This window comes from Micromonospora tarapacensis (assembly GCF_019697375.1).
Taxonomy (GTDB): Bacteria; Actinomycetota; Actinomycetes; order Mycobacteriales; family Micromonosporaceae; genus Micromonospora; species Micromonospora tarapacensis.
The window spans coordinates 1,033,075-1,048,710 of sequence record NZ_JAHCDI010000003.1 but is presented as its reverse complement, the minus strand read 5'-3'; the positions used below and the strand labels follow the sequence as shown (position 1 = coordinate 1,048,710).

The 15,636-nt window shown below is 72.2% G+C and carries 15 protein-coding genes and 1 pseudogene; 8 read left to right on the top strand and 8 right to left on the bottom strand.

Annotation, left to right across the window (positions count from 1 at the left end):
- Window positions 1-188: 188 nt before the first annotated feature.
- A complete protein-coding gene (locus KIF24_RS05825) occupies window positions 189-455 on the bottom strand; it encodes a hypothetical protein (RefSeq protein ID WP_221083070.1) in 267 nt (88 codons plus the stop codon).
- 128 nt (window positions 456-583) lie between these two features.
- Between KIF24_RS05825 and KIF24_RS05820 the strand changes: the two genes are divergently transcribed.
- Window positions 584-931, top strand: coding sequence for a bleomycin resistance protein (locus KIF24_RS05820; RefSeq protein ID WP_221083069.1), 348 nt, complete (start codon window positions 584-586; stop codon window positions 929-931).
- A 424-nt stretch (window positions 932-1,355) separates the two neighbouring features.
- Here the strand turns inward: KIF24_RS05820 and KIF24_RS05815 are convergent, their stop codons facing one another.
- Window positions 1,356-2,372: a fatty acid desaturase family protein gene (locus KIF24_RS05815; protein WP_221083068.1), complete on the bottom strand. Its 1,017-nt coding sequence runs from the start codon at window positions 2,370-2,372 to the stop codon at window positions 1,356-1,358.
- A 136-nt stretch (window positions 2,373-2,508) separates the two neighbouring features.
- Here KIF24_RS05815 and KIF24_RS05810 point away from each other — a divergent pair, with 136 nt between their 5' ends.
- From KIF24_RS05810 to KIF24_RS05800, 3 genes are all read left to right on the top strand, one after another.
- On the top strand, window positions 2,509-3,789 hold the full coding sequence (locus KIF24_RS05810; RefSeq protein ID WP_230414897.1) for a sensor histidine kinase: 1,281 nt from the start codon (window positions 2,509-2,511) through the stop codon (window positions 3,787-3,789).
- On the top strand, window positions 3,741-4,376 hold the full coding sequence (locus KIF24_RS05805) for a response regulator transcription factor (RefSeq protein ID WP_221083066.1): 636 nt from the start codon (window positions 3,741-3,743) through the stop codon (window positions 4,374-4,376). The genes KIF24_RS05810 and KIF24_RS05805 overlap by 49 nt, the downstream gene beginning before the upstream one ends.
- Window positions 4,377-4,495: 119 nt before the next feature.
- A complete protein-coding gene (locus KIF24_RS05800; protein WP_221083065.1) occupies window positions 4,496-5,713 on the top strand; it encodes a S8 family peptidase in 1,218 nt (405 codons plus the stop codon).
- 242 nt (window positions 5,714-5,955) lie between these two features.
- Here KIF24_RS05800 and KIF24_RS05795 read toward each other — a convergent pair whose 3' ends face one another.
- Complete coding sequence (locus KIF24_RS05795) at window positions 5,956-6,495, bottom strand: hypothetical protein (RefSeq protein ID WP_221083064.1); 540 nt, start codon at window positions 6,493-6,495, stop codon at window positions 5,956-5,958.
- Between the two features lie 126 nt (window positions 6,496-6,621).
- Here KIF24_RS05795 and KIF24_RS05790 point away from each other — a divergent pair.
- Together KIF24_RS05790 and KIF24_RS05785 are read left to right on the top strand one after the other, a co-directional pair.
- Window positions 6,622-7,835: pseudogene (locus KIF24_RS05790) on the top strand (GNAT family N-acetyltransferase); the annotation flags it as partial.
- A gap of 148 nt (window positions 7,836-7,983) precedes the next feature.
- Complete coding sequence (locus tag KIF24_RS05785) at window positions 7,984-8,328, top strand: hypothetical protein (protein WP_221083199.1); 345 nt, start codon at window positions 7,984-7,986, stop codon at window positions 8,326-8,328.
- A 126-nt stretch (window positions 8,329-8,454) separates the two neighbouring features.
- On the opposite strand, the gene KIF24_RS05780 is transcribed toward KIF24_RS05785, so the two are convergent.
- The 3 genes from KIF24_RS05780 to KIF24_RS05770 form a co-directional block, all read right to left on the bottom strand.
- Complete coding sequence (locus tag KIF24_RS05780; protein WP_221083063.1) at window positions 8,455-8,922, bottom strand: ribose-5-phosphate isomerase; 468 nt, start codon at window positions 8,920-8,922, stop codon at window positions 8,455-8,457.
- Window positions 8,923-8,991: 69 nt separating this feature from the next.
- Window positions 8,992-10,197, bottom strand: coding sequence for a DUF1015 family protein (locus KIF24_RS05775; RefSeq protein ID WP_221083062.1), 1,206 nt, complete (start codon window positions 10,195-10,197; stop codon window positions 8,992-8,994).
- Window positions 10,198-10,810: 613 nt separating this feature from the next.
- On the bottom strand, window positions 10,811-11,410 hold the full coding sequence (locus tag KIF24_RS05770; protein ID WP_230415286.1) for a mycothiol-dependent nitroreductase Rv2466c family protein: 600 nt from the start codon (window positions 11,408-11,410) through the stop codon (window positions 10,811-10,813).
- A 233-nt stretch (window positions 11,411-11,643) separates the two neighbouring features.
- Here KIF24_RS05770 and pepN point away from each other — a divergent pair, with 233 nt between their 5' ends.
- Window positions 11,644-14,280, top strand: coding sequence for an aminopeptidase N (pepN, locus tag KIF24_RS05765; RefSeq protein ID WP_407939880.1), 2,637 nt, complete (start codon window positions 11,644-11,646; stop codon window positions 14,278-14,280).
- Window positions 14,280-14,843 carry a Uma2 family endonuclease gene (locus KIF24_RS05760; RefSeq protein ID WP_221083059.1) on the top strand — a complete coding sequence of 188 codons (564 nt, stop codon included), beginning with the start codon at window positions 14,280-14,282 and terminating at the stop codon, window positions 14,841-14,843. Before pepN ends, KIF24_RS05760 begins: the two co-directional genes overlap by 1 nt.
- Window positions 14,844-14,919: 76 nt before the next feature.
- On the opposite strand, the gene KIF24_RS05755 is transcribed toward KIF24_RS05760, so the two are convergent.
- Window positions 14,920-15,333, bottom strand: coding sequence for a DUF5130 family protein (locus KIF24_RS05755; RefSeq protein ID WP_221083058.1), 414 nt, complete (start codon window positions 15,331-15,333; stop codon window positions 14,920-14,922).
- A complete protein-coding gene (gene ctaJ / locus KIF24_RS05750; RefSeq protein WP_456238343.1) occupies window positions 15,320-15,628 on the bottom strand; it encodes an aa3-type cytochrome oxidase subunit CtaJ in 309 nt (102 codons plus the stop codon). The genes KIF24_RS05755 and ctaJ overlap by 14 nt, the downstream gene beginning before the upstream one ends.
- Between the last annotated feature and the right edge of the window lie 8 nt (window positions 15,629-15,636).

Below are 15,636 nucleotides of genomic sequence, written 5' to 3'. Positions count from 1 at the left end.
CACCTCCTCCACCACACACCGCCACTCATTGTCGCACGATCAACACCGACACCACCGTCACTCAGACGCACGGAGAGCCAGCGGCACGGCAAGCCGCCCCCGGCCCAAGCCGGGGCGGTAAGCCACACTCCGCCGGACAACCGCGCACCGCCGTGCCAGCCACGTGCCAGTAGCCGGTGTCTCAACGGTCAGCTGCGGTCATGATCGGGCAGGATCACACCGGCGTTGACCAGGTGATCCGGGCAGATCATGGCGTACACCTGTTCCGCGGCCCGGCCGCGCCGGCCAAGACCAGCGCGACGAAACGGGAACTGCGGCTCCGCCGCATCACCGCCGCCATCGGCCCGGACAACGCCGCCTCCATAGCCGTCGTCACGCGAACCTGTTCCGATCAAGGCGGCCCGAAAGCGGGCCGCGCGGCCGCGCCGAACGCGCTCGGCCTGCTGGCGGCGCAAGCGCCGGCATCGGCCGGCACGCCGGCCGATCTTCGCGGCGGTCAGAACCAGAGGATCCTCCGGCGGGCGCGCTCAGGCTCCGGGATTGTGGCAGGGCAGCGAGCATGGCAGGCAGCGATACTTGGCCGATGGATGAACATCTCGCGCCGGTTCTTCGGGTCGCCGATGCCGATGCCTCTGTCCGGTGGTACGAGAGGCTTGGCTTCGTCAAGCAGTGGGAACACCGGTTCGCGCCCGACCTGCCCCGCTACGTGGGAATCGCCCGAGGAGGCATGCACCTGCACCTGTCCGAGCACACAGGTGATGCCCGCCCCGGCACGTTGGTCTACCTCTACGTCAGTGACGTTGATGCGATGGCCGCAGCCTGTGGCATCGCGAAGATCGATGACATGGAGTGGGGGCGCGACTTCGGGGTGACCGACCCGGACGGCAATAGGTTGCGCGTCGGCACCCCGAAGACGGCTGTCACCAATTGAGGCCGACCCCGCGATAGCCGCCCGGCGACGGCCGCACCGTGCCCGTCGCATGCCCGACGTGGCGGCCACCCGGGGGCAACGGCGGTCAAGGTCGGCACCTGCCGCAACCCAGTGAGCAGTGCCTCAAGCAGGTCGGGAAGCCGCCACCGGCGGACCGTGATCGACACTTCCTGAACGCCCGCATCCGTGAGGGCCATCGATGTGTCCACAACGGTTCCTCGCGCTTCCCGGTCTCATAGCCGGACCTGTGCCGACCGGGTGAGGCCGTGCGGCGGGCCGACACCGCCGACTACCGGGCGCTGCCCTCGCACACCCGCCGGGCTGGCTACCTGGCGGAGTGACGGCGACCCGGCACGGTCACCGGCGGCGGAGCCGGTGTTGTAGCCGGGTGACGATCGGTTCGGCGAGGCGGTGCGCGGCGGGCTCAGCGGGCCGCGTGTTCGGCGCGGGCGGGTGCGCCCACCTCGTGCAGGTGTCGCAGCGCCTGGCGGTAGGAGGTGACGAGGCTGGTCTGCTCGTAGGCGACGCCGACCTCGGCGCAGTAGGCCTGCACGATGGGTTGGGCCTTGCGCAGGTTGGGTGACGGCATGCCGGGAAACAGGTGGTGTTCGATCTGGTAGTTCAGCCCACCGAGCGCGACGTCGGTCAGCCAGTTGCCGCTGACGTTGCGGGACGTCAGCACCTGCTTGCGCAGAAAGTCCTCGTCGCCGGTCGGGTGCGGCATGCCCTTGTGGTTGGGCGCGAAGGTCATGCCCAGGTAGACGCCGAACACGGCCTGGTGCAGCAGCAGGAAGGCGATGGCCTGCAACGGTGAGAGGACGATCAGCAGCGCCGCGAGATAGCCGATGGCGTGCAGGATCAGCAGCGCGCTCTCCACACCGCGCCGCTTGACCGTGTGGTTGCGCAACGCCCTGACGCTGGACACCTTCAGGTCCAGGGCGAGCAGCGTCAGCAGCGGAAAGAACAGCGCGGCCTGGTGCCGGGTGACGAAGCCCTTCAGGCCCCGCCGGCCCAGCGCCGACTCGGTGGCCCAGATGAGCACCTCGGGGGCCACGTCCGGGTCGAGGTCGTCGTGGTTGGGGTTGTTGTGGTGGCGGGTGTGCTTGTCCATCCACCAGCCGTAGCTCATCCCCACGCCGAGGTTGCCGGCCAGCCGCCCGGCCACCTCACTGGGGCGTTTGGTGCGAAAGACCTGGCGGTGCGCGAGATCGTGCGCCACGAGCGCGACCTGGGTGAACGTCACGGCGAGGACCACGGCCGTGATCATCTGCCACCAGGAGGCGCCGATCACGAAGAAGGCCGTCCAACCGCTGAGATACAGAAGCGCGACGGCGCTCAGCCGGGCGACGTAGTAGGCGGGCCGGCGCTCCATCAAGCCCGCGCCGATGATCCGGCGGGACAGGGTGGCAAAGTCACTGCCGGCCGTCGTGGTAGTCGTCATGGCTCCAGCAGATCTCACTGTGACGGCGCCGTCAGGAGCCCTATCCCCTCCGGCTACGGGGTGCTGGCACCACCGTCGGACGGCGAAGTCCGGGGGCACAATACTACCTGTGGAGATGGCCGGGGCAGAGGAGCGCATGGGTCAGTGGATCCGGCGGGGAGTTCGCGCCGTACTGGCCGGCGTGGCCGCCATCGGCCTGGCCGTCACGAACATCCCGTTGCTCGCCGTGGCGGTTGTCGCCCTGATCCTGATCCCGGTGCCGTTCCTCGGCATGGCGCTGGTGCCCTGGGCGATGGCGCTGGTCCGGGCGCGGGTCAATCTTGAACGGAGGCTCGCCTCCCGGACCGGTGTCCCGGTCGCGCGTCCGTACCATCCGCGTCCGGAACGGGCCGTGCCCGGCGGCTGGCGGCGCTTCCGGTGGATCGTCACCGACCCCGCCACCTGGCGTGACCTGGCCTGGCTGGTGCCCGGCGCGATCATCGGGATCGCCCTCGGCGCGATCTCCCTGGCGATACCGCTGTACGGGCTCGCGGGGCTGACGCTGACGCCGTTGTGGATCTGGCTCGGCACCGGCTGGTACGGCTACGGCGCGACCTGGTCGATAGACACCTTCGGCGAGGGTCTGCTCTGCCTGCCGCAGGGTGCCGCGATCCTGGCCGGTGGCCTGTGGTTGGCGCCATGGCTGCGGCGCGTCGACGCCTCCTTCGCCCGGCTCCTCCTGGCGCCGACCAGGGCCGCCGAACTCCGGCTTCGCGTCACCCAGCTGACCGTGACCCGCGCCGACACGGTGGACGCCCAGGCCGCCGAGTTGCGCCGCATCGAGCGCGACCTGCACGACGGCATCCAGGCCCGGCTCGTCTCGCTGGGCATGATGATCGGCCTGGCCGACGAGCTGATCGACCGGAACCCGACCGCCGCCCACGAGATGCTCGCCGAGGCGCGTGAGTCGAGCGGCACGGCACTGGTCGAGCTGCGGCACCTCGTCCGTGGCATCCACCCACCCGTCCTGGCCGAACGTGGCCTGGGTGGCGCGGTGCGTGCGCTGGCGCTGAGCCTGCCCATACCGATCACGGTCGACGCCGATCTGCCCGGCCGGCTCGACACACCGGTCGAGTCGGCGGCGTACTTCGCCGTGGCCGAAACCCTGACCAACCTGGTCCGGCACAGCCGCGCGCACAGCGGGTCGGTGGCGCTGCGGTACGCCGACGGCACGCTGACCATGGTGGTCACCGATGACGGCGCGGGCGGCGCCGATCCCGCCGCCGGCACCGGGCTGCGCGGTATCGAACGCCGCCTCGCCGCCTTCGATGGCACCATGGCGCTGTCGAGCCCGTCCGGGGGGCCCACCGTCATCACCATGGAGCTGCCGTGCGCGTTGTCATCGCCGAAGACCATGCACTCCTTCGCGACGGACTGACCCGCATCCTGCGGGCCTTCGACTTCGACGTCGTCGCGTCCGTCGACAACGGCCCCGCCCTGCTGCCCGCCCTGATCACCCACCGGCCCCAGGTGGCGGTCATCGACGTGCGCCTGCCGCCGACGTTCACCGACGAGGGTCTACAGGCCGCGATCGCCGCCCGCAGCCAGATTCCCGGCCTGCCGATCCTCGTGCTCTCCCAGCACGTCGAGCCGATGTACGCCCGCGAACTGCTCAGCACGCCGCACGGGGGGGTGGGCTACTTCCTCAAGGACCGCGTCTCCAACGTCGGCGAGTTCGTCGACGCCGTCCGCCGGGTGGCCGCCGGCGGCACCGCCATGGACCCCGAAGTGATCTCGCAGCTCCTCGCCCGCCGGGAACCATTGGCGGTGCTCACCGCCCGGGAGCGGGAGGTGCTCGGCGAGATGGCCGAGGGCCGATCCAACGCCGCGATTGCGACCAAGCTCCGCATCACCGAGAAGGCCGTGAGCAAGCACATCAACAACATCCTCACCAAACTGGACATGCCGCCCTCCGAGGACGACAACCGGCGCGTCCTCGCCGTCCTGGCGTACCTCAACGCCTGACGCCTGGCCGACCGGCAGACATATCCACAGCGGTGGATGCATCGGTACCATCCGGGGAACCATCGAGGCCCCTGCCCAGGGTCACCACCCACGCCAGGGGCAGCCAGGAGGAGGAACCGATGCCACTCCCCCGTCCGTACCGGCCGCACCCGGCCGCCACCCGCGGGCCGCTCGCCGCCCTGCTCACCGCAGCCGTCGTGGCCACGCTGACCGCCGGGCCGGCCGCCGCGGCGCCCGCCACCGGCGACATCCGGTACGCCGACGCGCCCACCGCGGTCGCGGGCAGCTACCTGGTCGTGCTCCGCACCGACGCACCCGCCGCCAGCCGGGCCGTCGCCGCCCGGCTGACCAGCCGGTACGCCGGCCACGTCGACCGGGTCTTCACCGCCGCGCTGCCCGGGTTCGAGGTGCGCCTGACCGAACGCGCGGCCCGCCGGCTGGCCGCCGAGCCGGCGGTCGCCCACGTCGAGCAGAACCGGACCGTCACGCTGAGGGCGCCCGGGGTGCAACTGAACCCGCCCTCCTGGGGGCTGGACCGGATCGACCAGCGACACCTCCCCCTCGACCGCCGGTACGCCTACCCGAACACCGCGCCGAACGTGAACGCGTACCTCATCGACGCCGGTGTGCGGGGCACCCACCGTGACTTCGGCGGCCGGGTCGGCGCGGGCGTCGACCTGGTCGACGGCCTGCCGGCGGACGACTGCAACGGGCACGGCACCCACCTGGCCGGCACCGTCGGCGGCAGGCTGCACGGGGTGGCCAAGAAGGTCCGGCTGCACCCGGTGCGGGTGCTCAACTGCTCCGGCAGCGGCAGCATCGCCCAGGTGATCGCCGGGGTGGACTGGGTGACCGCCAACGCGGTCCGCCCGGCGGTGGCGCTGATGGCCCTGGGCGGTGGTGCGAGCGCCGCCCTGGACACGGCCGTGCACAACTCGATCAAGTCGGGCGTCGGTTACGTGGTGACCGCCGGCAGCTCGAACGGAAACGCCTGCACCGTCTCACCCGCCCGGGTCCCGGCCGCGCTCACCGTCGCCGGCACCACACCCACCGACGCGCGGATGCCCTCCGGCAACCACGGCTCCTGCCTGGACCTGTACGCGCCGGGGGCGAGCATCACCTCGACCTGGCACACCAGCGACACGGCGACGGCGATCCTCAGCGGCGGCTCGATGGCGTCCGCGCACGTCGCCGGTTGCGTCGCTCTCGCCCTCCAGGCCAACCCGACCTGGACCCCGGCCCAGGTCGGTGCCGACCTGACGGGCCGGGCCACCGTCGGTATCGTCGGCGGGGTGCCCGCCGGCACCCCCAACCGCCTGCTCTACTGCGGCCCCTGAGCGCCGGCTGCGGCGACCCCCGGAGAGCCGGCTGCTGCGGCCCCGAAGCCGGTGCCGGCGCGGCGGCCGGGTGCAGCCCGGCGTTGCCGAGCACCCGCCGTCCACCCCGTCGGCGGGGATGAACCGCGCCCGTCGGGGTAAGCAGCGCGCCGTCCTGGTGGAGTGACGACCTCGGTCGCGGTGCGACGCGACCGCCCCGGGCGGGCCGGCCGTGCGGTCGGCCCGCCCGGCGACGGGTGCACTCAGCTGGTCAGCCAGTTCCACGCATCCATGACCCACTGTGTCTGTTGCAGGTAGGCGATGCCCAGGCCGGTGAGGAAGACCGCGGTGACCAGGTGGGCGCCGCGCGCACTGCGCCGCACCCGGCCCAACTGCCGTTCCAGCACCACCCGGCCCAGCAGCCGGGCCAGGGTGAACAGGCCGGCCCCCACCAGCAGGCTGAGCACGAAGATCACGAACGGCGCGACGAGATCACCGCCGCCGGAGATCGCCCAGATCCCCCAGCACACGAACGCGAACAACGCCCCCGCCGTGCTCCACTCGCCGCCCCGCTTCAGCTGCGCCACGTGCCAGCTCAACGGCCGCCGGGGCGCGGGCTCGCCCGGCCAGCCGGTGCCTGTCGGCTCGTGCTGCACGACGGGAAACGGCTCTGTCCGGGGCGCCCGGGCGCCGACCGAGGCCACGCCACGGCGGTACGGGTCACGCTGCGGCGGTATCCCGTCACCGGGCTGCGGCGGCACCTCGACGGTCCGCTCCGCCCACGGCTGCGTCTGCTCGGCCATCTCGTTACCTCCCCTGGACCGGCGACGACCCCCGGTCGCCGCTGGATTCTTAGAGGGTAGCCAGCCGGCAAATCGGTCGCCCTACCCGCACCGATCAGATAGACACAGGCGGTGACCACCACCGCCCTGCCCATCGCGACCGCACACGCCGACGACTACGACGAGATCGGCCGTTTCCTCGGCACCCTGTTCCATCACGGCGTCGAACCCGAGGCCCACGAGACCGAACGCAGGATCTTCGAGCCGGAACGCGCCCTGCTGGTGCGCGACGGCCCGGAGCTGGTGGCCAGCGCCGCGGCGTACACCCGGGAGCTGGGCGTGCCCGGGTCGGCGCTGCCCGCCGCGCACGTCACCCTGGTCGGCGTCGCACCCACCCACCGCCGTCGGGGCCTGCTCACCGCGATGATGCACCGGCAGTTGCGTCAGATCCACGACGCCGGCCGGGAACCGGTCGCCGTGCTCTGGGCCAGTGAGGGGACGATCTACCCGCGCTTCGGCTACGGCCTGGCCGCGCAACGGCTCCACGTCAGCGGCGAGACCTCGGAACTACGACTGCCGGCCCCGACGCCCGACGAGGGCCGGCTGCGCCTGGACCCGCCGGCCCACCGCCAGGCCGACCTGGCCCGGGTGTACGACCGGGCTCGGGTCGACCGGCCCGGCTGGTCCGCCCGCGACGACCGGTGGTGGCGGTACGTGCTGGTCGACCCGGAGTCTCAGCGCGGCGGTGCCACCGAGCGACGGGCGGTGCTGCACGAGGGCCCGGACGGCGTGGACGGCTACGGCCTGTACCGCACCAAGGCCGAGTGGGAAGATGCCGGCCCCAACGGCCTGACCACCGTCGACGAGGTGGTGGCGACGAATCCTGCGGCGTACCGGGCGATCTGGCGGATGCTGCTCTCACTCGACCTGACCCGGCGGCTGTCCTGGATGCGTGCCGCGGTCGACGAGCCGCTGCTGCGACTGGTGAACGAGCCGCGCCGGCTCGGCGCCCGACTGGTCGACGCGCTGTGGGTACGGGTGGTGGACGTGCCGGCCGCGCTCGCCGCCCGGCGCTACGCCACCGACATCGACGTGGTCATCGACGTGACCGACCACCTGCTGCCCGAGAACACCGGCCGGTGGCGGCTGCGCGGCGGACCGGGCGCCGCCAGTTGCACCCCGGCGAGCGGCCCGGCCGACCTGGCCTGCGACGTACGCTGCCTCGGCGAGCTGTTCCTCGGCGGCGGCGGCCTGACCGCGCTGGCCGACGCCGGCCGGCTACGCGAGCTGCGCCCCGGCGCCCTCACCACCGCCACCCCCGCCTTCACCTGGCACCGCACCCCTCCGCCATGGAAATCTTCTACCTCACCCCCACCCCGCGCCGCGCCGCCGATCATGCAGTTGTGGTTTGTCGATATGCCCTCTTTCGGGGCTTTCGTTCACGACCACAACTGCATGATCGGCGTTGAGTGGTGGGGTGGGGTGGGGTGGGGTGGGGTAGGGTCGGGGGTGGGGGATGCGGAGCGTCGGCGGCGGCGGAGTCGGCACCATGGTGGCGATTCGGCTGCGACCGGTGGGGGTTCTGCGGGGGCGGGTGGGGGTGCCTCGGCGGCCACCGCGGGGGTGCATGACGCGGGCGAGACGCCCCGGGGGCGGCGGGGTGGCTCCACCGAGGAGGGCGAGCGAGGGCTGCGGGGGCTGGTCGGCTCCGGCTCGTCGCAGGTGAGCGTGACCGCAGCGATGCGGGCGCGGGACGCCGCCCGGCCCACCGACGAGGATCTCGCCGAGGCAGCGGCCCGGATCGTCATCGTCCGCCGCAACTGGACCCCGCGCGACGAGTTGCCCCGCCGCTGACCCGCACGCCTGCGGCCGTTGTCCGAACGCCCCCTGGTTCAGGCCGGGGGCGTGCGATTGCCCCGTGCCCCGGACGGGCCATGGCCGCCCGAGGGCGGCGGGAACGGGCCGGGAGCCGGATCGGGGTCAGGGCAGCTCGGGCAGTTGCCGGGTGCGTTCGTACGCGGCCACCTGGGCGACGCGGCGGGCATGCCGCTCGCTGCCCGAGAACGAGGTGGTCAGGAACGCCTCGACGATGGCGGCGGCCTCGTCGAGAGTGTGCTGGCGGGCACCGACGGCGACCACGTTCGCGTCGTTGTGCTGCCGGCCCAGTTGGGCGGTCTCGACGCTCCACGCCAGCGCCGCCCGCACCCCGGCCACCTTGTTCGCGGCGATCTGCTCGCCGTTGCCCGAGCCGCCGATGACCACGGCCAGGCTGCCCGGGTCGGCCACCACCCGGGTGCCCGCGTGCAGGCAGAAAACCGGGTAGTCGTCCTCCGGGTCATAGGCGTGCGGGCCGACGTCGACCACCTCGTAGCCCTGCTTGGCGAGATGGTTGGCCAGGTGCACCTTCAGCTCGAAACCGGCGTGATCGGATCCCAGGTAGACGCGCATACCGCGCAGTCTGTCAGGCCCGCCCCGTCGGGCACCGCGGGGGCGGCGCCGGACGGGACGGGCGCCACGTCACGCCGGGTCGGGCAGTGCGGCGACCACCAGGCCGCCCCGCGCCTTCGGGGTGAACCAGGTGCTCTTGCGCGGCATCTTCTCGCGGGCGAGGTTCACCGCGATGAAGTCGTCGACGGTCACCGGCGCGACGAGGATGGCCAGCTCGGCCCGGCCGGCCTCGACCTCACCGGTCAGCCAGCTCGCCGGGTAGTCGCCGCCGACGTAGGTGATCCGCTTGTCGCCCGGATCCAGTCCGAGGGCGTCGCGCAGCAGCAACCGTTCGACCAGGGCATGGTCGAGGTTCTCCAGCCGGCTCGCACCGGTGTGCGGCAGCGTCACCGCGTACGCCCGGTCGGGCAACTGGAGCACGACGGTGCCGCCGACCGCCGGGATCTCGGCCGGGCCGTCGATGCCGGTGACCTGGGCGCCGGCGGCGCGGAGCCGGCCGAGCAGCTCGTCCGGTGTGGTGGTCAACTCGCTGACCAGGCGGTTGTACGGCTGGATCGCCACCGAGGCGGGAGTGGTGACGACCGCCAGGAACCGGGACAGCCCGCCGGTCTGCGCGGCCAGGCTGCGGTGGTTGCCGTCGGCGACGACCAGCTCGCCACCGCCGGCCAGCGCGGACAGCTCGTCCTGCCGAGGGCCGGGACCGACAAGCCAGATGGCGTGGGTACGCCCCGCCTGGTCGATGTCGGTGGCGGCGGGGGCACCAGCCGCGTCGGTGGCCGCCGCGAGCGCGGCGTGCAGCTCGTCGCCCCGCCCGGTCTGGAGCAGAAGCACCGGCGAGAGGAGGTGGCCCAGCGCCTCGGCCAGGGCGACCCGCTCGCGCACCTTCGCGATGAAGACGTCCTCGTTGCGGATCACCACGCCGGGCTCGTCGGCCCGGGTGGAGATCTGGTCGGTGTCGACCATGGCGAACAGCCCGTACGCCGGCTCCTCCCCCGGCGCGCTGATCCGGTACAGCACCACCACCTGCTCGGCCGGGGTGTAGCTGCCGTCGGCCTTCGCCTCCGCCAGCCGGCTCACCGCGTCCGGCAGGGCGTCGCCGAAGGACCTGCCGAGGCTCTCCGGGGCCCGGTGCGGCATCTCGATGCCGAGGGCGCTGTGCGGGTTCGCCTCGATGATCGCGGTGATCTCCGCGTCGTCGGCGAACTCGTCGTAGTTCTGGGCGCCGGTGCCACCGGTGGTGATCCAGGCGCGGGTGATCGGGTGCACGGCCGTCATGAGCGATGACGGTACCGGCGCCGGGTCCGGCACCGCCGCCGGACCCGCGTCTCGTCCACCAGATGAAAGCTCGTCCACCAGATGGAGCAGGGGACCTCGGTGGAGCACGGGCTTCTGGTCAACGGTCGTACCGGCCCGCCTGCCGGTGCCGGCCGGTGGGCGCGGGGACCACGGCCGGGAGGTCGCCCGTCGCCGGGCGCGGACCCTGGTTACGCAGTTCCCGCCCGGGTGGTGTCAGCCGCGACGTGGCCGGAACCCGGGCGACGCCGACCACGCCCCGCGGCCGTCCGAACACGCCGGCCGCGTTCGGGGAACGGTCCTGCCGGGGCGCCGGCGCGCGTCGGGCCCGTCCCGCCGGGGCGCCGACCGTATATCGGGCCGGTTCTGCCGGGGTGCCGGCCAGTTGAACTCGTCCACCAGCCGGTAGGCCGCGGTACCGAGCCGCTCCTCCCGGCCGCGAGGATCGTCTCCGGGCGCGCGATGCTTGGCCATGGCTGCCTCCACGGGCTGCGGACCGCGGCCAGCGGGCACAGGTGCGGCCCGCCGGGTCGCTGCGGACATCCGGTCAAACGAGCCCGCGAAGGCAGCGGTGACGCCCGGCGCCGCCGCACCCTCAGTCGAAGATCGGGTCGACGTCGCGGGTGCGCTTGAGTTCGAAGAAGCCGGGCGTGCCGGCGACCAGCATGACGCCGTCCCAGAGGCGACCCGCGGCCTCGCCCACGGGAGCGGGGGTGACCACCGGGCCGAAGAAGGCGACCTGCCCACCGTCGGGCCCGGGAGCGTGGATGACCGGGGTGCCGACCTCGGTGCCGACGGGCCGCATACCGGCCTCGTGGCTGGCCCGCAGCGGTGCGTCGAGGCTGGTGTCGTCGGCCGCGGCGGCCAGTGCGGGATCCAGCCCGGCGTCGGTCAACGCGGCGGCGTACAACTCCGGCCCACGCTGCTCCTTGTCGAGGTGAATCCGGGTGCCCAGGGCCGTGTAGAGCGCCCGGACGGCGTCCGGGCCGTGGCGCTGCTGCACCGCGACGCAGACGCGGACCGGTCCCCATCCGGTCCGCAGGAGTTCCTGGTAGTCGGCGGACAGATCCCGGCCCTGGTTGAGCACCGACAGGCTCATCACGTGGAAACGGACGTCGACGGCGCGGACCCGCTCCACCTCCAGCAGCCAACGGGAGGTGATCCACGCCCAGGGGCAGATCGGATCGAACCACATGTCGACGCTGTCCCGCTCGTTCACGGTGAGATCCCTTCGCAACGGTGACGCCGGCACGACCGGCGTACCTCCGATCCTCACTCCGCCCGGCCGGTCCCGGGCGGGAATCGACCCGTGACCTCGCCCACCACTGGATCCCCGTACATGGAAGACTCAGGCCGGGACCGGCCGTCACGAACGGTCGACGAACGACGTGACCGTGACGTACGGCGAGAGTGGGATGGAGACGAACAGTGCCGGGAGTGCGCAACCTGACACAGGCCGAGGCGACCGAGCGGGCCCGCCTGCTCGACGTGACCGGGTACGACATCAGTCTGGACCTGTCCAGCGCCGTTCACGCGGCCGGCAGCCGCACCTTCCGGTCGACCACCGAGGTGCGCTTCCGCTGCATCGAACCGGGTGCCAGCACGTTCATCGAGGTGGCGGCGGATTCGATACGCTCGGCGACGCTGAACGGCGCCCCCGTCGACCTGGCCGACTTCTCGGCTGAGAAGGGGCTGACGCTGACCGGGTTGGCCAGCGAGAACACGCTGGTCGTGGAGGCCGACTTCGGGTACTCCAACTCGGGGCAGGGCCTGCACCGCACGGTCGACCCGGTCGACGGTGAGACATACCTCTACAGCCAGTTCGAGACGGCCGACGCGCAGCGGGTGTTCGCCTGCTTCGACCAGCCGGACCTGAAGAGCGTCTACACCTGGCACGCCACCGTGCCGGAGCACTGGAAGGCCGTCTCCAACATGCCGGTGGAGCGGGAGGAGCCGGCCGGCGACGGCCACAAGACGCTCCACTTCGCCACCTCGGCGCGCATGAGCACCTACATCACCGCGCTCTGCGCCGGGCCGTACCACGAGGTCAGGTACACCCACGACGGCATCGACCTGGGCTACTTCTGCCGGGCGAGCATGGCGCAGTACCTCGACTCCGACGACCTGAACCTGGTCACCACGCAGGGCTTCGACTTCTTCCACCAGCAGTTCGGGGTGCGCTACCCGCTGCCGAAGTACGACCAGCTGTGGGTGCCGGACTTCAACGCCGGCGCGATGGAGAACTTCGGCTGCGTGACGCACGCCGAGTCGCACTACCTGTTCCGCTCGCAGGTCACCGACTTCGAGTACGAGCAGCGGGCCAACACGGTCCTGCACGAGCTCGCGCACATGTGGTTCGGCAACCTGGTCACCATGCGCTGGTGGAACGACCTGTGGCTGAACGAGTCGTTCGCCGAGTGGGCCAGCCACTGGTGCAACACGCACGCCACCCGGTTCACCGAGGCGTGGACGACCTTCCTGTCCATCCGGAAGAACTGGGGCTACCGGCAGGACCAGCTCTCCTCCACCCACCCGGTCTACTGCGAGATGCCCGACCTGGAGGCGGTCGAGGTCAACTTCGACGGCATCACGTACGCCAAGGGCGCCAGCGTGCTCAAGCAGCTGGTCGCGTACGTCGGCGAGGAGCCGTTCCTGGCCGGTCTGCGGGCCTACTTCGCCCGACACGCCTGGGGCAACGCCACCTTCGACGACCTGCTCTCCGAGCTGGAGACCGCCTCCGGCCGCAAGCTGACCACCTTCGCCTCGCAGTGGTTGGAGACCGCCCAGGTCAACACGCTGCGGCCGGAGTTGACCATCGGTGCGGACGGCGCGTACCAGCGGGTGCTGGTCCGCCAGGAGGCGCCGGGGGGATACCCGACGCTGCGTACCCACCGGATCGGGGTGGGGCTCTACGACCTCACCGACGGCCGGTTGGTCCGCCGCGAACGGTACGAGGTCGACGTGGACGGCGAGCTGACCGAGCTGACCGAGCTGACCGGCGTGCCCGCGGCCGACGTGCTGCTGGTCAACGACGACGACCTCACCTACGCCAAGCTGCGGTTGGACGAGCGGTCGATGGCGACGGTGGTGCAGCACATCGCCGGCCTCGACTCGTCGCTGGCGCGGGCCCTGTGCTGGACCGCGGCGTGGGACATGACCCGCGACGCCGAGCTGGCCACCCGCGACTACGTGGCACTGGTGCTGGCGGGCCTGCCGGCCGAGACGGACATCAACCTGGTCACCGCCACGCTGCGCCAGGCGAGCAGCGCGCTCACCTTCTACGCCGATCCGGACTGGGCGCCGACCGGCTGGGCCGAGCTGGCCCGCACCGCGAGGACCGCCCTGGCCACCGCCGAGCCGGGCAGCGGCTTCCAGCTGGCCTGGGCCCGGGCGTACGTCTCCGCGGCCCGCTCCGGCGAGGACCTGGCGGTCCTACGTGGCTGGCTGGACGGCCCCCAGGTGACGGCCGGGCTGACCATCGACACCGAGCTGCGCTGGAGCGTGCTGCAGGCACTGGTGGCCAACGGCGTGGCCGGGGCGCCGGAGGTGGAGGCCGAGTTGGCCACCGACCGCACGGCCAGCGGCGAGCGGGAGGCCGCGTACGCGCACGCGCTGGTGCCGACCGAGGAGAACAAGGCCGCCGTGTGGGCCCAGCTGACCGGACCCGAGGCGTTGCCGAACTGGCGGCACCGGGCGCTGCTGCAGGGCTTCAGCCATCCGGCGCAGGTGGAGCTGATCGCGCCGTACCGGGATCGGTACTTCGCCACCGTCGGCCAGGTCTGGGCCAGCCGGGACAGCGAGCCGGCGCAGGAGTTCGCCATGCTCATGTACCCGGCGTACCTGGTGGAGGACGACACGGTCGAGGCCACCGACGCCTGGCTGGCGCAGCAGGGCCACCCGGGGCCGTTGCGGCGGCTGGTCGCCGAGGGTCGCGACGGCGTGGCCCGGGCGCTCGCCGCGCGGGCCGCGACGCCCGGACGGCCTGACAGCGCTCCACCGGCCCGGGAGCGTCGTGGTTGCACGACGCTTCCGGGCCGTTATCGTGGCCAAGGGAGGTGGACGTGATGGCACAACCGACATACGAGTGGCGCCCACCGGAGCGCGGCTGGCGGGAGCAGGATCTCTCCGACCTGCCGGACGACGGAAATCGCTACGAGATCATCGACGGGAGCCTCCACGTGACCCCACCCGCCGGCTACGGACACCACTGGCTGGCGGACGAGATCCGGTCGGCTATCCGTGCGTCGGCATCAACGGAGTGGATGATCATTCGCAAGGCCGGAGTCCGCGCTCCGGGCGGCAACCTGATTCCGGATATCACGGTCCTCAAGCCGGGCGCACCGCCCGACGGCATGTGGGCGGATCCGGCACACGTCGCACTCGTCGTGGAGATCGAGTCGCCCAGCAGCCGGCGCCACGACCGGTTCACCAAACCCGCGCTCTACGCCGAGGCAGGCATCCCGTTCTACTGGCGGGTCGAACGCGGTGATTTCGGCCCGGTGGTGTACCGCTACGAGTTGGTCAAAGGCGTCCACTACAACCTGCTCGGCACGGTCGGACCCGACGATCCGGTCGAGGTGACGGAGCCGTGGCCGATGCGGCTCGAGCCGTCCACCTGGCCAAGGTGAGACTGGGCGCATGAGCCCGGTCACCCAAAAGCCCGGCCGCGCGACGCGGGCCGGGCTTTTGTCGTAGGGGTTGGGCTCAGCCCTTGCCGGCGTAGCGGGAAAGCTGGTCGAGCCCCTGGATGATCCCGCCGGCCAGGTCGCCGCCGCCGAAGGAGGCCACCATCGACAGCGCGGCGATCTTGGCGTACGTGTCCGGGACGCGCTTGCGGGCGTACCGGCCGGTCACGACCTCCAGCTGCCGCTGGTTGGGCGAGACCGCGATGAGCACCGACCGGTCGGGCTCGGCGAGCTGCCGGTGCAGCCGCACCGCGTGCTCCCGGATCGGCTCGTCGAGGCCGCCCACGAAGACCGAGAAGACCAGGCCGGTCGTCCTGTCGGCCACCCGGAGCGCCTCGTCGATGCGCAGCAGCTGACGGGTCGAGAACGGCCCGTCGAGCACGTCGGGCGGCGTGTCCGTCCCGGTCTCGGGCTGCTTCTCACCAACGGTCACTTGCGCCTCCGGTTCCACCAGCCGGCGCCTCGGCACCGGCCTGTTCCTGCATGCGGCTGGCCAGTGCAGGCGCCTGTGCCCCCACCGACAGCGCGGCACCGGCGGAGTCGGCCAACTCCTCGGGCCGGCCGAGGAACCACACCGGCGTGAACGTGAACGGTCGGCCCGGCCGGTAACGCTTGCCGCCGCCGCCACCGCCGCGGCTACCCGCGTAGACGAGGCCGGCGATCACCAGCACGACGGCTGCCGGGATGCCGACGAAGACCAGCACCGTGTCGGTTACAGACAATCCCAACGCCCCCA